The organism is Glutamicibacter sp. NPDC087344, from assembly GCF_044744225.1.
In the GTDB taxonomy this organism is placed as follows: Bacteria; Actinomycetota; Actinomycetes; order Actinomycetales; family Micrococcaceae; genus Glutamicibacter.
Window position 1 is genome coordinate 64,056 of the sequence record NZ_JBIUXY010000003.1, and the last position, 19,749, is coordinate 83,804.

General features: G+C 61.3%; 19 protein-coding genes. 10 read left to right on the plus strand and 9 right to left on the minus strand.

What is annotated here, in order from left to right:
- The first annotated feature begins 98 nt into the window (after positions 1-98).
- Together ACIOWL_RS05575 and ilvA are read left to right on the plus strand one after the other, a co-directional pair.
- Positions 99-1,415, plus strand: a complete 1,317-nt coding sequence (locus ACIOWL_RS05575) for an AI-2E family transporter (RefSeq protein ID WP_400382510.1) — start codon at positions 99-101, stop codon at positions 1,413-1,415.
- Positions 1,405-2,676 carry a threonine ammonia-lyase gene (gene ilvA / locus ACIOWL_RS05580; protein ID WP_400382512.1) on the plus strand — a complete coding sequence of 424 codons (1,272 nt, stop codon included), beginning with the start codon at positions 1,405-1,407 and terminating at the stop codon, positions 2,674-2,676. Before ACIOWL_RS05575 ends, ilvA begins: the two co-directional genes overlap by 11 nt.
- 74 nt (positions 2,677-2,750) lie before the next feature.
- On the opposite strand, the gene greA is transcribed toward ilvA, so the two are convergent.
- Both greA and ACIOWL_RS05590 read right to left on the minus strand, forming a co-directional pair.
- Positions 2,751-3,245: a transcription elongation factor GreA gene (gene greA, locus ACIOWL_RS05585; RefSeq protein WP_400382514.1), complete on the minus strand. Its 495-nt coding sequence runs from the start codon at positions 3,243-3,245 to the stop codon at positions 2,751-2,753.
- 280 nt (positions 3,246-3,525) lie between these two features.
- Complete coding sequence (locus ACIOWL_RS05590) at positions 3,526-3,945, minus strand: DUF4307 domain-containing protein (RefSeq protein WP_400382516.1); 420 nt, start codon at positions 3,943-3,945, stop codon at positions 3,526-3,528.
- A 208-nt stretch (positions 3,946-4,153) separates the two neighbouring features.
- Here ACIOWL_RS05590 and mca point away from each other — a divergent pair, with 208 nt between their 5' ends.
- The 5 genes from mca (at position 4,154) to ACIOWL_RS05615 (ending at position 9,944) form a co-directional block, all read left to right on the plus strand.
- Positions 4,154-5,056, plus strand: coding sequence for a mycothiol conjugate amidase Mca (gene mca / locus ACIOWL_RS05595; protein WP_400383251.1), 903 nt, complete (start codon positions 4,154-4,156; stop codon positions 5,054-5,056).
- Between the two features lie 43 nt (positions 5,057-5,099).
- Entirely contained in the window at positions 5,100-5,381 is a 282-nt protein-coding gene (locus tag ACIOWL_RS05600; protein ID WP_400382518.1) for a hypothetical protein, read from the plus strand.
- Positions 5,382-5,400: 19 nt separating this feature from the next.
- Positions 5,401-7,506, plus strand: a complete 2,106-nt coding sequence (locus ACIOWL_RS05605) for a thioredoxin domain-containing protein (RefSeq protein WP_400382519.1) — start codon at positions 5,401-5,403, stop codon at positions 7,504-7,506.
- 97 nt (positions 7,507-7,603) lie between these two features.
- The gene (locus ACIOWL_RS05610; RefSeq protein ID WP_400382520.1) at positions 7,604-8,365 is read left to right on the plus strand and encodes an isoprenyl transferase; all 762 of its coding nucleotides are present in this window, start codon (positions 7,604-7,606) and stop codon (positions 8,363-8,365) included.
- A gap of 262 nt (positions 8,366-8,627) precedes the next feature.
- On the plus strand, positions 8,628-9,944 hold the full coding sequence (locus ACIOWL_RS05615; RefSeq protein ID WP_400382522.1) for a PhoH family protein: 1,317 nt from the start codon (positions 8,628-8,630) through the stop codon (positions 9,942-9,944).
- Here the strand turns inward: ACIOWL_RS05615 and ACIOWL_RS05620 are convergent.
- The gene (locus ACIOWL_RS05620; RefSeq protein WP_400382524.1) at positions 9,941-10,756 is read right to left on the minus strand and encodes a hypothetical protein; all 816 of its coding nucleotides are present in this window, start codon (positions 10,754-10,756) and stop codon (positions 9,941-9,943) included. The two genes, ACIOWL_RS05615 and ACIOWL_RS05620, sit on opposite strands and share 4 nt — an antisense overlap.
- A gap of 96 nt (positions 10,757-10,852) precedes the next feature.
- Between ACIOWL_RS05620 and ACIOWL_RS05625 the strand changes: the two genes are divergently transcribed.
- The gene (locus tag ACIOWL_RS05625) at positions 10,853-11,371 is read left to right on the plus strand and encodes a prepilin peptidase (RefSeq protein ID WP_400382526.1); all 519 of its coding nucleotides are present in this window, start codon (positions 10,853-10,855) and stop codon (positions 11,369-11,371) included.
- Positions 11,372-11,375: 4 nt separating this feature from the next.
- Complete coding sequence (locus tag ACIOWL_RS05630; RefSeq protein ID WP_400382528.1) at positions 11,376-11,843, plus strand: NUDIX hydrolase; 468 nt, start codon at positions 11,376-11,378, stop codon at positions 11,841-11,843.
- Between the two features lie 102 nt (positions 11,844-11,945).
- Here ACIOWL_RS05630 and ACIOWL_RS05635 read toward each other — a convergent pair whose 3' ends face one another.
- Both ACIOWL_RS05635 and ACIOWL_RS05640 read right to left on the minus strand, forming a co-directional pair.
- Positions 11,946-13,658, minus strand: a complete 1,713-nt coding sequence (locus ACIOWL_RS05635; protein ID WP_400382530.1) for an MDR family MFS transporter — start codon at positions 13,656-13,658, stop codon at positions 11,946-11,948.
- Between the two features lie 28 nt (positions 13,659-13,686).
- The gene (locus ACIOWL_RS05640) at positions 13,687-14,352 is read right to left on the minus strand and encodes a TetR/AcrR family transcriptional regulator (RefSeq protein WP_400382532.1); all 666 of its coding nucleotides are present in this window, start codon (positions 14,350-14,352) and stop codon (positions 13,687-13,689) included.
- Positions 14,353-14,450: 98 nt separating this feature from the next.
- Between ACIOWL_RS05640 and ACIOWL_RS05645 the strand changes: the two genes are divergently transcribed.
- Complete coding sequence (locus tag ACIOWL_RS05645; RefSeq protein ID WP_400382534.1) at positions 14,451-15,017, plus strand: GNAT family N-acetyltransferase; 567 nt, start codon at positions 14,451-14,453, stop codon at positions 15,015-15,017.
- Positions 15,018-15,248: 231 nt separating this feature from the next.
- Here ACIOWL_RS05645 and ACIOWL_RS05650 read toward each other — a convergent pair whose 3' ends face one another.
- The 4 genes from ACIOWL_RS05650 to ACIOWL_RS05665 all read right to left on the minus strand — a co-directional run bounded on the left by ACIOWL_RS05650 (position 15,249) and on the right by ACIOWL_RS05665 (position 19,642).
- Positions 15,249-16,568, minus strand: coding sequence for a hypothetical protein (locus tag ACIOWL_RS05650; RefSeq protein WP_400382536.1), 1,320 nt, complete (start codon positions 16,566-16,568; stop codon positions 15,249-15,251).
- A gap of 129 nt (positions 16,569-16,697) precedes the next feature.
- Positions 16,698-18,110: a class II fumarate hydratase gene (locus ACIOWL_RS05655; RefSeq protein WP_400382538.1), complete on the minus strand. Its 1,413-nt coding sequence runs from the start codon at positions 18,108-18,110 to the stop codon at positions 16,698-16,700.
- A gap of 130 nt (positions 18,111-18,240) precedes the next feature.
- Complete coding sequence (locus tag ACIOWL_RS05660) at positions 18,241-18,876, minus strand: carbonic anhydrase (RefSeq protein ID WP_400382539.1); 636 nt, start codon at positions 18,874-18,876, stop codon at positions 18,241-18,243.
- Between the two features lie 85 nt (positions 18,877-18,961).
- Complete coding sequence (locus tag ACIOWL_RS05665; protein ID WP_400382541.1) at positions 18,962-19,642, minus strand: DUF4245 domain-containing protein; 681 nt, start codon at positions 19,640-19,642, stop codon at positions 18,962-18,964.
- Positions 19,643-19,749: the final 107 nt, after the last annotated feature.

A 19,749-nucleotide genomic window follows, 5' to 3' on the forward strand; every position in this document is an offset into this window, starting at 1 on the left:
CCTAGGACCAGTGCCCAAATCGGGTACTGGTCCTTGTTTTTTGTCACAAATTCGACATGGAATCCATCCTCGCGCAATTCGCGCGGTAGCGTAGGGACATGAAGAGTAATCGGTTAGAGCGTCTACGCCGCCTGCGAGGCACCCTGCCGACCCTAAAGACAGAGACTACCGCGGCAGCTCCAGAAGAGACGCTGGATCTGCGCACCGCAGAAGATATGCCCTACGGAGTACGTCTAGCCGCCAGCTGGGCTTGGCGCCTTTTGATCATTGTGGCCGCCTTGGGTGTCATTTTCTGGATGCTCTCCAAGGTTTCCTTGCTGCTGATTTCCTTGATGATCGCGGCGCTGCTCACCAGCTTGCTGTCGCCGGTGGTCAAGATCCTCAATTCCAAACTTGCTGTCCCGCATGGGCTGGCCGTGGGAATCACACTCATTGGCTTCCTCGCCCTGGTGGTGGCCGGACTGTCGCTCGCGGGCCAACGGCTCAGCGTGGGATTCGCCGACCTGTGGACCCAAGCGCTGACCGGCATCCAGCAGATCCAGGACTGGCTGTTCAACGGCCCGCTGCAGCTGACCAATGACGACCTGCAAACCGTCTTGGACGACGCGCTGACCGAGCTGCGTGGCAACGCCACCAATATCCTCAGCGAAGCGATCAGCTGGGGTTCTGCCCTCGGGCAGATCCTCACCGGTGTGCTCCTGACCGTTTTCTGCCTGATCTTTTTGCTGCTCGACGGGCGCAAGGTCGGCCTGTTCCTGATCAACCTGCTGCCACGCCGTGCACGCCCTGCCATGGATGGCGCACTGACCCGCGGCTGGTCCTCACTGGTCCGGTACGTCCGGGTGCAGATGGTTGTGGCCTTGATCGATGCCTTGGGCATCGGGTTTGGCGCGTTCTTCTTGGGTGTTCCGCTGGCGCTGCCGCTGGGTGTTTTGGTGTTTATCGGCTCATTTATCCCCGTGGTCGGTGCGCTGCTCACCGGGGCGCTGGCGGTACTGCTTGCCTTGGTCTCCAACGGCTGGGTCAATGCGCTGATCATGCTCGCGGTGGTGCTGCTGGTCCAACAGGCCGAATCGCATATCCTGCAGCCACTGATTATGGGCAAGGCGGTCAGCCTGCACCCGCTGGCGGTGGTGCTCTCCGTAGCCGGTGGCACCATGCTTGCCGGCATCGCCGGGGCGCTTTTCGCGGTCCCACTCTTGGCGGTGGTTAACACCGTGGTTAAATACCTTTCCCGGCGGGGTTGGGACACCGACCCGTTTGTCGCCGAAACCTATGGAACGGAGCTGGCCGGAGCCGGCCCCCCGGACAGTTCACCCGATCTCCCAGCTGAAAACATGTCAGCTCCCACATCAATACCTGCGCCAACCACACGGCTTCCTGAACACCCCGAGGACAAAAACCATGAGCACTGAAACTAAACTACCTGTCAGCCTGGCAGATATCGAAGAAGCGGCGAACGTGCTCAAACCGGTGATTGCCCTGACCCCGGTGGAACACTCCCGCGTGTTGTCCCAGCACTTGGGCAGCGAGGTTTTCCTCAAATGTGAAAACATGCAGCGTGCCGGGTCCTTTAAGGTCCGCGGGGCCTACGTGCGCATGGCCAAATTAAGCGAGGAAGAAAAAGCCCGCGGCGTCGTGGCGGCCTCGGCCGGCAACCACGCCCAAGGTGTCGCCCAGGCCGCCAGCCACCTGGGTATCAAGGCCCGGATCTACATGCCGTTGGGGGTGGCGCTGCCCAAACTCACCGCAACACGCGACCACGGCGCCGAGGTCGTCCTGTTCGGCAACAACGTTGACGAGGCACTGGCCGAAGCCCAGCGGTACGCCGATGAATCCGGGGCAGTTTTTGTCCACCCCTTCGACCACCCGGATATCATCGCCGGGCAGGGAACCATCGGCTTGGAGCTGCTCGAACAGCTTCCGGATGTGGACACCGTGCTGATGGGTGTGGGCGGCGGCGGGCTACTGGCCGGTGTGGCCATCGCGTTGAAGGAACGCGCACGCCAGCTGGGCCGTGAAATCCGTGTGGTGGGCGTGCAGGCGGAGAACGCGGCGGCCTACCCTCCGTCACTGGCCGCTGACGCCCTGGTCCCGCTGGATACCGTGCACACCATTGCCGACGGCATTGCGGTGGGTAAACCAGGCCAGCTTCCCTTCGCGATCATCAAGGAGCTGGTGGACGACGTGGTCACCGTCTCCGAGGATGCGCTGGCCCGCGCCCTGGTGGTACTGCTTGAACGCAACAAGCTGGTTGTTGAACCGGCCGGTGCCGTCGGGGTGGCGGCCTTGCTTGAAAACAAGCTGGAAGAGCACGGAATCAACCCGGCAACCACCGCGGTGATCCTCTCCGGAGGAAATATCGATCCGCTGCTGATGCTCAAGGTGATCCAGCGTGGTTTATCCGCTGCCGGGCGTTTCTTGACCATCCGGATGATGCTCCCGGACCGTCCCGGTGCGTTGGCTCAGATCTCCCGAATCATTGCCGAATCGGATGCCAACGTGACGCGGCTGGACCACACCCGTATTGGCGGTTCGTTGTCCATGGGCGACGTGGCGATCACCATCGACCTGGAAACCAAGGGGCACGAGCATTCAAAGATGGTGCTGAACAACCTGCGTGCTGAAGGATTCGACCCGCACATCACCAACACCGCCGGAGGCTCGGTCGCCTAACGGCTGAACACAGCAAAAGCCGCTGGCCACCCCGTAACGGGGTGGCCAGCGGCTTTTGAACACCTAATGGTGAGTTAGGAAGAGAACGGCTTGGCGGACAGGATTTCCACCTTGATGTCGCGACCGTTCGGTGCGGCATAGGTCAGCTTGTCGCCCACTTTGGCGCCATGAACCGCCATGCCGATAGGGGACTGCTCGGAGTAGACCTCCAGGTCGGTATCGCCAGCGACTTCGCGCGAACCGAACAGGAAGGTGGTCTCATCGCCAGCGATGCTGGCGACAACCAACATGCCCGGCTCAACAATTCCATCGTCGGCAGGAGCTTCGCCGACGTGCGCACGGCGCAGCAGGTCCTTGAGGTACAAGATGCGGGCCTCAGCCTTGCCCTGCTCTTCGCGGGCCGCGTGGTAACCGCCGTTTTCCTTCAGGTCGCCCTCGGAGCGAGCCTGCTCGATACGGGCAACGATCTCGGCGCGGCCCGGGCCGGAGAGGAAGGTCAGTTCAGTATTGAGCCGATCGTAGGCTTCCTGAGTCAGCCACACGATAGGTTCGTTGCTGTTGGTGCTCACGGTTGTACTTCCTTTGGTCAGTCGGGACTTCGACGCACCTTCTGCTGGAAAGTGGAAAGCCACCTATGCGGTGGCCTCGACGAAGTCGAATTCGGTACGTTTGGCTGAACTCGCATTCCTACAGATGCAAGCAAAGACCCCGCCAGCAATATGCTCCGGATCAGTTGATATTCCGGTCATGTGCCGATGCGGGGTGAAACGTATCTTTCGATCGATAGTAGTCGCCCAAGGTGAATTAACCCAATAGTTTCAGCTATCAGGGGAGGAAACTAACAAAATGTTAGCCTTTGAACTCCTGAGGCATGATGGAGCACTCCTCGATTCCGGCGGTCACCGCAAGATTATCGGTACGCAGATCCACGGTGAAACTCTGTTTCACAATCCCGGTTTCTTCCCCCGGGTCCAAGACGATCGTTTTGAAACCGACGATAGCTTTGGTTTTATTCATGGCCCTCACATCGCACTGCACACGGTCTTTGGCATTGTATTCAACAGCGATGGTTGCCTGGGCTTCGGTGGGGGACTGAACGGCAAAACCGATGTCCTGGTAGGAGACCGCTTGGTAGTTTGACGAGGCGAAATAGGCGGCGCCAGCAATGCCAACAACCAGGGCCGAACCGATCAGGATGTTGCGGTTTCTTTTTGAAAGGTGGCGATTCTTGGGGTTGTTGTAACGAGCCGTTAAGCTTGGATCAGACATTGCGCGCCTTGCACCACTCTCTTGCCTTGGCGGTGGCCCGATGCTTGGTGGGCCGTGCCGTTCGTTGGGTCCTGAACATCAAGTCTACCGTTGACTCGCTGCTGGGAATAACGGGAGGTCGGAGTGCGGTTGAGATAATGGGTGGGTGTGAAAGCCCCGCGCGAGTGTAAAAAGTGCTGAAGGAAGTTGACCAGTGGAGAACCACGACATGAAAAAGATCGCCCCCTCTCAGGGCCTGCGCCTCATGGCGATCCATGCGCATCCTGACGACGAGTCATCCAAGGGTGCTGCCACCATGGCCGCCTACGTGGCCGCCGGCGCGGAGGTCATGGTTGTGAGCTGCACCGGCGGTGAACGCGGGGATATCCTCAACGCGGCGGCCGGTGAGCTGGCCCATGCGCACCGTGACCTGCCCGGGGTGCGCCGCACCGAGATGGCGGAGGCCGCCGCGGTGTTGGGAATCAAGCACCGCTGGCTTGGCTACGTTGATTCCGGGCTTCCGGAAGGCGACCCGCTGCCCGAGCTTCCCTTCGGCGCCTTCGCGCTGCAGCCAATCGAGGTAGCCGCCGCCGGGGTTATCAAGCTGATCCGCGAGTTCCGTCCCCACGTGATCATCACCTATGACGAGAACGGCGGCTACCCGCACCCGGACCACATCCATGCCCATAAGCTCTCAACCTTTGCCTTTGAGCACGCAGGAAACCCTGAAATGTACCCGGAGCTGGGCGAACCGTGGTCTGTCGGCAAGCTCTACTACGACCGTGCGTTCTCACCTGAGCGTTTCCGTACCCTGCACTACGCGATGCTTGAGTCCGGGTATGAATCTCCCTATACCGAGCGGGTGGCGCAGTGGGAAGCCGACGAGGATAACCAGATGTTTAAGTGGGTTTCCCCACATACCACCACCACCCAGATTCTCTGCGCCGACTACTTCTCCCAGCGTGATCAGGCGCTGTTGGCCCACCGAACCCAGATCGATCCCGAGGGGTTCTTTTTCGCCGTGCCGGAACACGTCTATGCTGAAAGTTGGCCGTGGGAGGACTACACCTTGATTTCTTCCAAGGTGGCCACCGAACTCCCAGAGTCCGATCTGTTTGCCGGACTAAGATAGTTCAAAGAAACTTCCAGCTGTAGAAAAGAGTTGTCTGTACACCGTGAATGCGATTTACGCGTCCGTGATCCTGGCATCGAGCAACAACACCTTCGGAACCGAAAAGGCCAGCGACTACGGTCCCGGGTTCCTGGGTTTTGTTGTCACCGCCGTGATGGTGATCGCCGGCATCTTCTTGATGCGAGACATGGTGCGCCGGGTACGCCGGGTGCGCTACCAGTCTGAAGCAGAAATGCGGCAGCAGCAGATGATGAGCAAGGGCGAAACCCGCAAGCTTGAGACCCCTGGGGAGCCTCTGGACCCGAAGACCAGCGAAGGACAGTAGTCCGTGCTAGCTTGAAGTCGTGGCTCAGCGACTCTCAGGCTCTTCGAGCCAGTACCTCAGGCAACATGCTCACCAACTAGTGGACTGGTACCCCTACGGGGACCAAGCCTTTGAACAGGCGCGCCTGCGTGATGTGCCGGTGATGTTATCCATCGGATATTCCGCCTGCCACTGGTGCCACGTGATGAGCCACGAAACATTTGATGATCCGAACATCGCGGCCATGCTCAATGATCATTTTGTGTCGATCAAGGTGGACCGCGAAGAACACCCCCTGGTGGATGACACCTACATGATGGCCACCCAGGCGCTCACCGGCGCTGGCGGGTGGCCAATGACCATTTTTGCCCTGCCCGACGGCCGTGCATTTCATGCCGGGACCTACTACCCGGCGGTGCCGCGAGGCAAAACCCCGTCCTTCACCCAGGTGATCACCGCCGTTTGTGAAGCGTGGGACACCCGGCGCGAAGGCCTGATCCAGCAAGCTGAGATGCTGGCCGGGCATCTGGCCGAACTCGGAACCAGGCAAGGTGCCTTGTTATCCCTGCGCGCAACCGGCACAGCCGGAGCGGCCCTGGCGGCCGCCGCGGCGCATTGGGTTTCCGCGACCCGACCCGAAGGCGGAACCACACCGGCCCCGAAATTCCCTCCCACCTGGGCGCTGAAAACCCTGTGGCGTTCGGTGATTCTTGACCATGAGGCGCGGGACGAGGTTTTTAACGCGCTGGCAACCACCTTGGAGGCGATGCTCCGCGGTGGCCTGCAGGATCACCTGGGTGGCGGTTTTGCCCGGTACTGCGTGGACGAGCAATGGTCGGTTCCGCACTTTGAGAAGATGCTGTACGACAATGCCGGGTTGCTTTCACTGTGTGCACGCAGTGCCGTGTTCGCCGAGGAATATGTGCTCAGTGCTTCCGGGGAGCAGCGGCAACACGCCACGGATCTCGCCGCGGCGTCTCGCACCGCTGCCCTGCGCACGGCCGAATTCCTGCGCCGAGACCTGCGGGCAGGTCAACCGGGGCACACACCGCGTGCGCTGGCCAGCTCCTTGGACGCTGATTCGCCGCGCGGGGGACAGAGCATTGAAGGCGCCTACTATACGTTCTCGCGGGCCGAACTGAACACCGCATTGGACCGTCTGGACTCGCTACCGGTTGATCTGGTGCGGCTGGCGGAAGTCGCCGAAGATCCCGGACACTACTGCCTGTCGTTGACCCGCTTCCCGAGGGCCCATGAAGAAGAGCCTTGGGAGCAGTTGACGATGGAGCTGGCCCGTATGCGGGAGCAGCGCACCCGGCCCGGACAAGATGCCAAGGTGATTGCCGGGTGGAACGGCCTGGCCATTGAAGCCCTGTGCGAAGCGGGACACCTGCTGGATGACCCCGGGCTGGTGGAGCTGGCCGAAGAAATAGCGCAAGCGGTATGGCAGGTGCACTGGGATGCGGAAACCGGTCGGCTGGCCAGGGTGAGTTTTGAAGGGAAAGCCGAGCCTTCCAACGAGGGAACCTTGCAGGATTACGCGGGGCTGGCGTTGGGATTCCTGGCGCTGGGAACCGGCTCGGAGGGCGCAGACTGGGCGGCGCGCGCCAACCTGCTGCTGGAACGCGCAGGAGATTTTGTCGACCCGCACACCGGGGTGCCGCATGATGCGGTCCAGCTGGATGCGCGGTTGAGCGCCCAGCGCAGTGCCGGGGCAACCAGCGTGTTGGATGATGCGATTCCGGCCGCCGGCGCGTTGTACGCCTTGGCCTTGAGCCGGCGATCGGTCGCGGCGCTGGCTGACGGGCAGTGGACTGATTCCCACGCCGCTAGCCTTGAGCACGCACGGGAATTGACGGCCCACGCGCTGGCGCTGGCCACAGAAGTACCGACCCAGGTCGCCACAGCCTTGGAAGTGCAGGAGCTTCTGAACGCCACGGTGCAGTATGTGAACGTCAGCGGTGCGACAGCACCAGAGCGAGCCAGGCTGCGACGGATCTGCCAGGCACTGGGAATCCAGGTACGTGAGTCCCCGGACTCTCTGGGCGCCCCCGGAGCTTTGCGGATCCAGCCGTGCCGGGAAGAACTGTGCCAAGCCCCGGTAGACAGCATCACCGAGTTTCTTCACCGGCTTCAGCGGAACTAAAACTCGGTTGCCGCCACCCCAGATGAAAGGTGCAGGCCGTCAGACACGGTAGATTTAGTGTCTAGGGTTTTGAATCTTCAAGGAAAGGCAGGGCACGGTGCAGCTTCCCAACCTCGTGTACCGTTTCTACGAACGGCGCCTGGCGAAGTCGCTTCCTGCCGACAAACTGCCGCATCATATTGGTGTCATGGTGGATGGAAATCGCCGCTGGGCCAAACTGGCCGGCACACCCACCATGGCAGGGCACCAGGCCGGGGCGGATAAGATCCTTGAATTCTTGGACTGGTGCGAAGAGCTGAACATCAAGGTTGTCACCTTGTATATGCTCTCCACGGATAACCTGAACCGCGAACCCGGTGAACTGCGCGACCTTTTGGAAGTGATCGGCTCGACCCTGGACCGGCTGGGCGAAACCAACCGGGTTAAAGTGCAGCAGGTCGGCGCCCGCGATCTGCTTCCCGAACAGCTCGCGCAGAAATTGGCCACGTTGGAATCCGCCACGGCCAATCGCACCGGAGTACACGTGAACGTGGCCATCGGCTACGGCGGGCGCCGCGAAATCCTTGATGCCATCAGGTCCTTGCTGCGTGATGCCGCCTCAAATGGCCGCACCCTCGAACAGGTGACCGACGAGCTGAGCACCGATGATATCGAGTCCTACCTTTACACCAAGGGGCAACCCGACCCGGATCTGGTGATCCGCACCAGCGGGGAACAACGCCTGAGCGGCTTTTTGACCTGGCAGAGCGCCTACTCCGAATTCTATTTCTGCGAGGCCCTGTGGCCGGACTTCAGGCGGGTTGACTTCCTGCGGGCCCTGCGCGATTTTGCCGACCGGCAGCGCCGATTCGGCACCTAGTTCTTGCGGCGGCAGGCAACGTTTGAAAAAACGTTGCCTACTCTTTACCCAACTGAACACCAATTAGCCGGTGCATGGGTCTATCGTGAGCACTAAGGCAGGGACATTCAGTCCCAGCTGAGCGAAGGGTTTCTCACTAGATGACCACAGCAGCGTTCACCGGTTCGATCACCGGAATCGCCTCTGGACATCCGGTGCCGGGAGTCCCCACACACGCGTGGGGAGCGATCCCCACGCCGGATTCGAGAATAGGTGCGCTGCCATGACCCGAAATGCTGACGAGGGTGTCCGGACCTACGTGATCGATACGTCGGTTCTGTTGTCTGATCCGAAGGCGATGTTCCGTTTCGAAGAACATCATTTGGTCATCCCGCTAACCGTCATCACGGAGTTGGAGAACAAACGCAAAGATCCCGAACTGGGATATTTTGCCCGCCAGGCACTGCGCGGACTGGACGACCTGATTGCCAGCCATGGCGGACTGGCCAACGCGGTACCGGTCACCGCCGCCGGCGGGACCCTGCGTATTGAACTGAACCACATTGCCGCGGAGGTGCTCCCTGTCGGCATGCGCGGGTCGGATAACGACACCCGGATCCTTGCCGTGGCCAAACACCTGTTGGACGAGGGGCAAGATGTTGCACTGGTGACCAAGGACCTGCCGATGCGAATCAAGGCATCGGCCATTGGAATCCACGCAGAGGTGTATCGCAACGAACTGATCACCAGCACGGGCTGGAGCGGGATTCAACAGCTTGAACTCGGTGAAGAGAAAATGGCTGCGCTCTACGAACGTGAACACCTCTCGAACCTACCCGAGCTTGCCGAGGTGCCGGTGAACACCGGTTTTGTCATCACCTCCTCCCGCGGCAGCGCGTTGGGGCGCAAGACCGATGCCACCACCCTCAAACTGGTGCGCGGAGACCAGCAGGCCTTCGGGCTGCACGGGCGCAGCGCTGAGCAGCGGATCGCCTTGGACCTGCTGATGGACCCGACGGTCGGCATCGTTTCGCTGGGCGGCAACGCCGGAACCGGCAAGTCCGCGCTGGCCCTGTGCGCCGGCATGGAAGCGGTCATGGAACGCCGCGAACACCGCAAGATCACCGTGTTTCGTCCACTGTATGCCGTCGGCGGCCAGGAACTGGGCTACCTGCCCGGCTCGGAAGGCGAAAAAATGGGCCCGTGGGCCCAAGCAGTGTTCGACACCCTGGGATCCATCGTGTCCAAAAACGTGATTGATGAAGTGGTGGACCGCGGGATGCTTGAAGTACTACCGCTGACCCATATCCGCGGGCGTTCATTGCATGACTCGTTTGTGATTGTCGACGAAGCCCAGTCGCTTGAACGAAATGTGTTGCTCACCGTGCTCTCCCGCATCGGCCAGAACTCAAAGGTTGTGCTGACCCATGACGTGGCCCAGCGCGACAACCTGCATGTGGGACGCCACGACGGTATTGCCGCGGTGGTCGAACAGCTCAAGGGGCATTCGCTGTTCGGGCATGTCACGCTAACCCGGTCGGAACGTTCAGCCATCGCCGCACTGGTCACCGAGATGCTGGACGGACCCTACCTCGGTTAGGCCGTACCTGATTCGCCGCGCAACTCCCACGGGATCGGTGCCCGCACATCGGTCAGGGTGGGGGTTGGTGCGGTGAACAGCGAATCAATGTAGTACTCGTTGCGGGACAGCACCTGGATGTTGACCTCTGGCTCGTGGCTTCCGGCGTCGAGCACCCGGCGGTGCACACAGATTCCGGTCTCCAGATCCAGCATCAGCAGCGTTCGGGTACCCGCCGGAACCAGCGCGAAATCGCTGAGGCATGCGCGGTAGCTGTAGCCTGCGGAGAGCACCGCGGCCAGCACCTTGCGTCCCGCGAAGGTGCTTTCGGCCAGCTCGTGGATGTAGGTGGGATGGTCAAAAGCCAGATCCAGCGACGCCGGTTCGGCCCCGGCCACCTCAAAGGGGTCCAGCACCGTGGACAAAAAATCCAGGGGCAACAGGTCGCCAAATCCGGCGATCTCCGGACGTCGATGGACCAGCCGGTCACCGGTGAATACCGGTGAAGTGAGGGCCACCGGAAGAGCCCACGAGGAGGAGGACGCCGAGGCCACAAAACTCGGCCCGCGGTCGGCAGTGAAATGTTCGCGCTGATAAATAATCTCACCGTCAGGGTTGTAGACGGCCACCGCCTCACGCTGCCGGATGATCATTTCCAGTCGGCCTTTCAACCCCCGTGCCGGGTCTTCAAACGGCTGGGGCACCTGGAATGAAATACGCAGCGAGGTGCTCAGCCAGGGGGCCGAGCGAGCGAGCGCCCGAAACCGGCGTCGGGCGGCTGACGTGGGCACAGGGTGCCCCGGGAAGAGCTGCGGTGCTGCTGGCTGAGTCATGATTCCAGTCTAGGAGTCTCGCGCCCGAATAGCACTGGTTATGCACAATCTCGTGACTTTCCCCGGGGACAGGGGGCCTGAGCCTATGCTGGAGGCATGATGGTGCGCAGCCCGGTGCAGATTGCGGCGGTCGCCCAGGAATCCTGGGTCACCGCGCTGCTGATTGCCGCCTTGTTGCTGTGTTTTGCGTATTTTGGGATCGCGCTGTCGGCCGCCGATATTTCCAGCCACCGATTGCCCAACCGGCTGGTTCTGCGTTGGCTGCTGGCCTCGGGGATTCTTATTTCCCTGCTGGGTGCGGTGCGGATGGACTATTGGCCGGTGCTCCGGGCGCTTGCTGGCATGATGGTGCTGTGCGGCGGATACCTGCTGGTTTCGCTGATTTCCTCCGGGGCGATGGGCATGGGGGATGTGAAACTTGCCGCCGTGCTCGGCCTGAATCTGGCGTACTTCTCATTTCCCGCGCTGCTGGTTGCCACACTGATGACCTTTGCTGGTGCCACGGTGTTTGTGCTCGGCGGGGTGCTGGTGCGCCGCCTGACGTTGAAGTCGGCGGTGCCCTTTGGGCCGTTTATGATCGGCGGCTCGCTGTGTGCACTGCTTGTGGCACGATAGGTTTATGCCCACACCAGAATTTATTACAGAACTGCGAACCCATATCGGACACGAAATGCTGTGGCTCTCCGGGGTGAAGGTTGTGGTGTTCGACCACGACCGGGTGTTGCTGGTGCGCCGTGCCGATAACGGCCAGTGGACACTTCCGGCCGGAATCATCGACCCGGGGGAAGAAGCCTCGCACACCGCCTCGCGCGAGGTGCTGGAAGAAACGGGCATCCGGTGTGAAATCACCGATCTGCTGGGTGTCGGCATCACCGCGCCGACGGTATATCCCAACGGGGATCAAGCCCAGTACCTGGATGTGGTCTTCAAGGCCGTCCACGTTTCGGGGCAGCCCGTCTGCGCCGATGATGAAAACCTGGAGGTTGCCTACTTCAGTTTGGATGACCGGCCGCAGTTGCCACCCTTGCATGAACGCGCCATTACCTGGGCGCTGAATCCTCGCCCTGGCGGATACTTCGCCGCCTAGGCTGGGCGGGCACATCCAGCTGAACCACCCCGAGTTCGCGCACCAATGCGTCAGGCCCCGCACACGGGTGGTGTGCGGGGCCTGAGCCGTGTTCAGCCCGGGTTAGGAGTTGCGTGGATCCTGATCGGTTTTCGGATCCTGGATCAGTACAGATCCCGTGGGGTGTTCATGCGCGGTTGCCGAATCCCGCGGGGCGGTTTCCTGCGCCCGCTCAGCGGCTTCGAGCGCCTCGGCTTCATCACCTGCAATGGCTTCACCGCGGGCCACCATGCCGGCCTGCTCGGAGAGCGGAACCTGCTTGAGGAACAGGGCCAAGGCGAAGGCGATAACCAAAAACGGAATCAGGTACCAGAACACCGGTGCCAGCGAATCCGCGTAGGCGGTCACCACTCCGTCGCGTACCGTTTCGGGCAGCTGGGACAGCGTTTCCGGGTCCAGCGTAGAGGTTGCTTGGCCGGCGTCGGCGGCGCTGGCGCCGGCCCCGGAAAAGACATCCATCAGCTTCTCGGAGAGCCGGTTGGTGAACATGGCGCCGAAGATTGCCACACCCAGCGAGGCGCCGACCTCGCGGAAGTAGTTGTTGGTGGAGGTTGCCACGCCAACCATTTCCGGGTCGACGGCATTTTGCACCACAAGGACCACAACCTGCATGATCAGGCCCATGCCGGCGCCCAGGAAGAACAGGTAGACGCAGATCAGCCAGATCGGGGTCTGCGCGGTCAGCGTGGTGAAGCACAGCATCGCCAGCGCGGTGATCACGGTACCGGCAATCGGGTAGCCCTTGTAGCGTCCGGACTTGGTGATGGCGATGCCCGAATAGATCGAGGTGCCCATCATGCCTGCCATCATCGGCAGCATCAGCAGGCCGGAAGCGGCCGCCGAGGTTCCGGAAGACATCTGCAGGAAGGTCGGAACGAAGGCGATGGCGGAGAACATGCCAATACCCAGGGTGAAACCAATGGCCGTGGCGTTGATGAAGACCTTGTTCTTGAACAGGCTCAGCGGAATGATCGGGTCCTGGGCGCGGGACTCAACCAGCACAAACAGCAGCACGGCGGTCACCAGGCCGGCACCCCAAGCCCAGGTTTCCAGGGCAGTCCAGCCGTGAGCCGCGGAACCTCCGAAATCGGTGAAGAAGATCAGGCAGGTGGTCGCGATGGAGAGCATCACCACACCCAGGATGTCGATCTTCTTTTCGGCCTTCTTGCTTGGCAGCGTCAGGGTGAACCAGGCAATCAAAAACGCCACGATGCCAATCGGGATGTTGATGTAGAACGCCCACTGCCACGAAAGATGGTCGACAAAAAAGCCGCCGAGCAGTGGACCTGCCACCGCGGACAGGCCAAAAATGCCGCCGAGCGGGCCCATGTACTTGCCGCGCTCGGACGCGGGGACAATATCGGCGATGATGGCCTGGGACAGGATCATCAGACCGCCGCCGCCCAGGCCCTGCATGGCGCGGAAGACCACAAAGGTCCAGAAGTCGGTGGCGAACGCCGCCCCGACCGAAGCCAGGGTGAACAGCGCAATCGCGATCAGAAAGAGGTTGCGTCGACCCAGCACATCGCCGAATTTGCCGTAGATCGGCATGACGATGGTGGTGGCCAACAGGTAGGCGGTGGTGATCCAGGCCTGGTGCTCCACGCCGCCGAGCTGGCCCACGATGGTGGGCATGGCGGTGGAAACGATGGTCTGGTCCAGGGAGGAAAGCATCATGCCGGCGATCAGCGCCGAGAAGATGATCCAGATACGCCGCTGGGTCAGCACCAGGGGTGCGTTTCCCGGCGGCTTGCCCGGGGAAGTGGTGGTAGTCATGTGGTTCCTTGCGAGAGTTTTTGTTTTTCTACGAGTCGTTCCGCGTCAGCGGGTGAGAGATGACGTCTTGGGCCGCGGTGATGTATTCCATGAATACGTCGGTGATCGAACGCTGGCCGGAGTCCGAGACATACCTGTCAACGGATTTGATGACCGCGAAATGCATGAAGTGGACCAGGGCCATCACCCCCGGGTGATCCGGTTGCACCCCTTCGCGGGTAGCAATCAGGTTCAGGAATTCAGCTTCCTTCTCCGGGCCGACCTGCATCATCCGTTGCAGCAGTTCGGGTTCGCGGTGGACGACGGAGAAAAAACCGTGGGTGCTGACGATGGCTTGTTCGTCGAAGGTCAGCTGTTCAAGCACGAAGGCCACCAGATCGGCTAGCAGCGTGGGGGACAGTCCGGTGATCCCCACAGGCCGGGACGCCATGAAGCGTTCAACCGCGCCTTCGGGGATGTCATCGGCGTCGTGTCCGAAAACCGCATCCAATTTGGTGGGGAAGTAGTTGAAAAAGGTTCGACGTGAAATGCCGACGTGTTCGCATAACTGTTCAACGGTGAAGCCGTTGTAACCATGCTCCGCGGTGAGTTCCCGGGCCTGCCGGGTGATCGACAGCCGGGTCTTTTGCATACGAGTGCTCAGATGCGCGCCCTTCGTGGGAGCCGACAAATCATCTTTTGCACTATTTTCCATATAGTGCAGTTTTGCACTTTAAGGAGAATAGTGCAACAGAAGGTGATTGGGTGCACAGCGGCTTCGACGCAAGTACCTCTCTGGCATAGGGTTGAGGGATGACGACTGCTACGCTCTGCCCGCCGACCACCGAACTGCACGGCTCATGGCTGGAAAGCTGGGCCGAGTGGGGGAGCGCCGATCAGGATGGGGCCAGCGTCTTTTTCGCCGCGAAATTCGGCTGGGATCTGCACTCACCGCAGGGGTTCGCGCAATGGGTGGAACTGCTCAACGAGCTGGGGCGGCCGGGCGCGGTGCCGCCGGAAGGTTTCGCGCCGCAAAGCACCCTGTGGCTTGAACGCGACGGCGAGTACCTTGGAGCGGTCAGCCTGCGCCACACGCTCATGAATGAATTCCTGCAAGAAGTCGGTGGGCACATTGGTTACGGAGTGCGCCCCAGCGCCCGCGGTCAGGGGCTGGCCAAGCTTGCGCTCGCCGGTGCCTTGGATGAAGCCAGGGGCATGGGGTTGCAACGTGTATTGGTCACCTGCAACGACTCGAACATCGCCTCGGCGCGAACCATTGAAGCCTGCGGCGGGAAGCTGGAGCGGATCGTTCCCGCCGCGGAAATTGCGCAGCGTTTCGGTGCGGTTGAAGACCTGCGCCGGTACTGGATCGCGGTGTAGATAACCGCGGGCTGACGAGGTGCCGCTGTACCCGCAAGCCCAAGTCCGCGGTTGGCCGTTTCAACCCGGGCGGGTTTGTCCGCGGTGAGTAGCCCGGTGTGTTGCGACTCCCGCTCGGGCTCGGAGATCGTGCGAATAGCGGTGGCGGGGCTGAAAGCCAGAACCTCAGCGCACCGAGCGGATAGCGCCTGAACAGGGTGGAAGCCGCAGCTGGCCGCAGATCATTGTGAGCTAGCGATCCGGAATAAACCACGCGCGCGAATGTTGGTAACGCACCGCCTGGCCAGCCATGCCGAACGGCCGCAGGTCAATCGTGTCCACCGCGCCGGCCGACGGGGCGGAGCCTGGTTGCGCAGCGTCATCCTTTTCGTTCCGGCCCACCTCGCAGGCGATGCCGGATCCTTCAAGGATCTGCAACCTTCCTTCACCGGTTTTCACCCCTGGAAATCCCGGAAATGCGCCCGCCGCATATCCGATGATCAGCTGTCGCTCGCCCGGAGGGCCGGAAGATTGGGGGAGTTCGGACAGCTCATCCCACACCCAGGGCGATCCTGCCAGATTCGCGAACTGCTCAGGCGCCAGGCGGTTGATCGCGTCAATCCCGTGGACAGGACAATGAGCACTGGCCGGGAGTGAGGAACTCGAGTTGATCTCATCGGCATCCTCGGGCATCAGCTGCAACAGCTCGGCCACGCAGATGCACCGGGAATCGCCGGTGTCCCGGACCGCGTCAATGTCGCCTCCGGCTGGGCTTTCATCCATCCAGGAGAACCTGACCGGAGCGTCGCCGGTGGCAAGATGCCAGACATAGTTGCCGACATAAGCGCGAGCACTTGCCTTGAGCACTGCACGCACCAACAGGATGATCGCCAGCACGGCGGCCAGCAGCGCGGGTGCGGCCCAGAAATCAGATTCCGAAAGGTCATCAAGCTCGCTCGCTGTGAGGCCTTCTTCCCCGGCAAAGATCTGAAGGGTCCACCACCACAACCCGGCCGCTAGCAGCCCGGAACCCAATGCCCACAGGGCTTCGCCTGCGGTGGCGAACCGCAGGCTGTGGCGCGAGCCGTGTTCCAATTTCAGGCAAGCTTCGGGGGTCAAGGAGCGGGCCAAGAGCCGCACCCTGGCAGTCTGGCGGATCAGCACGATCACGTCGGCCAGTGTCCAAAGGCTTGCCAGCAGGGCTCCGGCCCACCACCAGGGGGCTTCGGGCGATGCATCGAGGGTGTGGGCCGTGGCGGCAAGAGACAGCAGCAAGGGGCTCAGACCCATATTGAAACGGTGCAGGAACCAACCACCCAAGCTGAAAATGACTATCAGCGAAATGCTGGCCAGGCCCAGCGCATCAAGCAGCCGGTAGCCGCCCACCCACGCATCGGCATCCAGGTCGGCCCAATGCTGGAATCGAACAAAAATGCCCAGGGTGCTCAGCAACGCGATCAACCAGGAAATACGGTGCGCCAGCGGTCGGGGCAGGCGCCGGGGAATCTTCGCCCACTGGGCGCGCGAGGGTCTAATTTCCCGGTAGCTGTTCGAGCCTGCAGAGGTCGTCATTTTTCGATTGTGACCTGTAAGTTCATGATTTCCAAAACCGCAGCGGCGGGTTGACCGGGACCAACCGCACGGAAAATGACAAGGCCCGGCGCAGGATAGTACCTGTGCCGGGCCCCAAGGGTGAAGCTCCTAGTAATTGCCCACCATGGTGGACACATCCAGCAGCGCATCCAGCTGCTCTTCGGTAACCTCGCCGCGCTCCACAAAACCAAGCGCCACGGTGGCTTCACGGACGGTCAGCCCGTCCGCCACGGCCTTCTTGGCGATCTTGGCCGCGTTTTCGTAGCCGATCAGCTTGTTCAACGGGGTCACGATGGAGGGGGATGCCTCGGCCAGGAAACGCGCACGCTCCACATTGGCGGTGATGCCGTTGATCATCTTCTCTGCCAAGACGGTTGAGACGTTGGCCAGCAAGCGGATGGATTCCAAGAGGTTGGAAGCCATGACCGGGATGCCGACGTTGAGCTCAAAGGCGCCGTTGGTTCCGGCCCACGCGATGGCGGTGTCGTTGCCGATTACCTGCGCGGCCACCTGAATGGTTGCCTCGGAGATCACCGGGTTGACCTTGCCGGGCATGATCGATGAACCTGGCTGCAGGTCTGGAATGGCGATCTCGCCCAGGCCGGTGTTGGGGCCCGAGCCCATCCAGCGCAGATCGTTGGCGATCTTCATCTGGGAGATGGCAATGGAGCGCAGTGCCGAGGAAGCCTCGACCAAACCGTCGCGGTTCGCCTGGGCCTCGAAGTGGTTGCGGGCCTCGGTGATCGGCAGGCCGGTGTCCGCCCGCAGGAACTCAATCACCTTCTGCGGGAAACCGTCCGGGGTGTTGATGCCGGTGCCTACCGCGGTGCCGCCTAGGGGAACCTCGGCCACACGCGGGAGGGCCGCCTGCACACGCTCAATGCCGTAACGCATCTGCGCTGCGTAACCGCCGAATTCCTGGCCAAGGGTGACCGGCGTGGCGTCCATCAGGTGGGTGCGGCCGGACTTGACGATGTCCTTGAACTCGACGGCTTTAGCCTCAAGCGAGGAAGCCAGGGTTTCAAGGGCCGGAACCAGGTCGTTGATCAAGGCGGCAGTTGCCGCCACGTGGACCGAGGTGGGGAACACGTCATTGGAGGACTGCGACGCGTTGACGTGGTCGTTGGGGTGAACTTCGGTGGTGCTTCCCGAGTCCTTCAACGCGCGGGTCGCCAGCTCGGCGAGGACCTCGTTGGTGTTCATATTCGAGCTGGTGCCAGAACCGGTCTGGAAAACGTCGATGGGGAAATGGGTGTCGTAGTCGCCGCTCGCTACCTGATCCGCCGCTGCAACAATGGCTTCTGCGCGCTCAGCATCGAGTACGTCCAGTGCCAGGTTCGCCTGGGCGGCGGCCTTCTTGACCTGAGCCAGTGCCTTGATATGCGCCGAGTCAAGTGGTTTACCCGAGATGGGGAAGTTTTCTACGGCGCGCTGAGTCTGCGCGCGGTACAGGGCTTGAGCCGGAACCCGGACTTCACCCATGGTGTCATGTTCAATACGGAAGTCGTCACTGTTGATCATAGGGTCAGCGTACGCCTGAACCCGCGCGGAAGAACAGAATATGGCGTTAACGTCACAATCAACAGCGACGACTATCTGTTTGGGGAATAATCCCTGTCAGATGATGTATTGGCGAACCCCGGCGGGGTCCTTAGTCCAGATCCAAGCCCAGGCTGGAGACCAGCTGCGCCTTGCCGCCATCGAGGTGGTAGGAGACGCCAGCCACGGCGGTGCGGCCTTCGGCGATTGCCTTGGACAGGACGGTGGACAGCTCGACCAGTCGGTCGGTGGTCTGTTTCACGTGTTCCACCACGGTGCCGTCAACATCGGTCACACCGTTGCGTTCGGCGGCCTGGACCGACGGGGCAATATGTTCCACGAGGTCGCGCACAAATCCCTTGGGCATGATGCCGCTGTTGCGGCTGTTGATGGCTTCGGTGACCGCGCCGCAGGAGTTGTGGCCCAGAATCACAATCAGCGGCACGTTCAGTTCATCCACCGCAAATTCCAGTGAACCGATGCTGGCCAGGTCGATCACGTGGCCAGCGGTGCGCACCACAAACATGTCGCCCAAGCCCACATCAAAGATGATTTCCGCGGCGAGACGCGAATCCGAGCAGCCGAAAATCACGGCGAACGGTTCCTGCCCGGTGATCAGCGACCGGCGCCTGGCGCTGTCCTGGTTTGGATGCTCGGTATCTTCGTTGACGAAACGCAGATTGCCGTCGCGCAGTTTGGTCCACGCTTCGTTGGGGGTCATGGAGTGCTGTGTGGTGTCATGAGGCATGATTCGAATTCTAGCCGGTGCAAAGTTCGAATATCGAATACATGACGAGCCTATGTGTTCCCGAGGCGCACGTGCCGACGCAAAACTACATGGTGGATTCGGTGGCCAGGCGGGCCATCTCAACCAGTTCTTCCTCGCCGGTGTCGCTGGAGAGGATCATGGTTGAATCCTTGCCTTCGGCGATCATGTAGGTTTTTTCGTCCTTGGTGCGCACTTCCCACGCCACCCCGTCGATTTCCTTGGTGCCCGTGGGAAGGGCGGAATCGGTGATCAGCGCGACCCAGGTGGGGTTTGAGTCAATGGCTTGGCGAACCCAGACAAATTTGTTGTCCTCGATGACCACGCCAAATTCCCAGTAGGGGACACCCTGAGCGCTATTCGCCTGCCAGCGGGCAAAGTTCGCATATTCGTTCTCGGCCAGTTCAGGGGCGAAGAGCTCAATCCCGGCGATGTCCGATGCGCCCTGGGCGGTTGACTGAAGGTCGACGGTTGATTCAAAGGCCTTTTCCGCCGGGGCCGGGTTCAGCAGGTAGAGCGGGAGAAAAACCACGATGCAGAAACCGATCGACAGGATCATGCCCTTGAGCGTCTGATTGGCGCGTTTGGCCTGCTTCTCGGTCAGCTGCGGCTTGTGCGGAAGGTCCTCGAACGTCGCATTGGGGTCGTTGATGTCGCGGCGTGAGGGCTCCTCGCCAAGGGCCGGGGCCATCCCGGCTTCACTTCGGGCTGTGTTTTTCTCAGTATTCTCGGGCTGCACGGTTTCCATTCTCCCCGAAGTTTCTGTGGATATCGAACCGCAGTGCCCAAGCCCACGTCGCAGTGTGCTCAGGAAGGCTGCGACACAACATGCGTCGCAGAAAACAAAAAGGATAG

Excerpts from the sequence above, each read along its gene's own strand:
- ACIOWL_RS05590 (WP_400382516.1), bottom strand. The coding sequence starts at position 3,945 with ATGTCTGATCCAAGCTTAACGGCTCGTTACAACAACCCCAAGAATCGC.
- ACIOWL_RS05660 (WP_400382539.1), bottom strand. The coding sequence starts at position 18,876 with ATGCCTCATGACACCACACAGCACTCCATGACCCCCAACGAAGCGTGG.
- ACIOWL_RS05620 (WP_400382524.1), bottom strand. The coding sequence starts at position 10,756 with ATGACTCAGCCAGCAGCACCGCAGCTCTTCCCGGGGCACCCTGTGCCC.
- ACIOWL_RS05650 (WP_400382536.1), bottom strand. The coding sequence starts at position 16,568 with ATGACGACCTCTGCAGGCTCGAACAGCTACCGGGAAATTAGACCCTCG.
- ACIOWL_RS05575 (WP_400382510.1), top strand. The coding sequence starts at position 99 with ATGAAGAGTAATCGGTTAGAGCGTCTACGCCGCCTGCGAGGCACCCTG.
- ACIOWL_RS05645 (WP_400382534.1), top strand. The coding sequence starts at position 14,451 with ATGACGACTGCTACGCTCTGCCCGCCGACCACCGAACTGCACGGCTCA.
- ACIOWL_RS05635 (WP_400382530.1), bottom strand. The coding sequence starts at position 13,658 with ATGACTACCACCACTTCCCCGGGCAAGCCGCCGGGAAACGCACCCCTG.
- ACIOWL_RS05625 (WP_400382526.1), top strand. The coding sequence starts at position 10,853 with ATGATGGTGCGCAGCCCGGTGCAGATTGCGGCGGTCGCCCAGGAATCC.
- ACIOWL_RS05630 (WP_400382528.1), top strand. The coding sequence starts at position 11,376 with ATGCCCACACCAGAATTTATTACAGAACTGCGAACCCATATCGGACAC.
- ilvA (WP_400382512.1), top strand. The coding sequence starts at position 1,405 with ATGAGCACTGAAACTAAACTACCTGTCAGCCTGGCAGATATCGAAGAA.
- ACIOWL_RS05665 (WP_400382541.1), bottom strand. The coding sequence starts at position 19,642 with ATGGAAACCGTGCAGCCCGAGAATACTGAGAAAAACACAGCCCGAAGT.
- ACIOWL_RS05640 (WP_400382532.1), bottom strand. The coding sequence starts at position 14,352 with ATGGAAAATAGTGCAAAAGATGATTTGTCGGCTCCCACGAAGGGCGCG.
- ACIOWL_RS05615 (WP_400382522.1), top strand. The coding sequence starts at position 8,628 with ATGACCCGAAATGCTGACGAGGGTGTCCGGACCTACGTGATCGATACG.
- mca (WP_400383251.1), top strand. The coding sequence starts at position 4,154 with ATGAAAAAGATCGCCCCCTCTCAGGGCCTGCGCCTCATGGCGATCCAT.
- ACIOWL_RS05655 (WP_400382538.1), bottom strand. The coding sequence starts at position 18,110 with ATGATCAACAGTGACGACTTCCGTATTGAACATGACACCATGGGTGAA.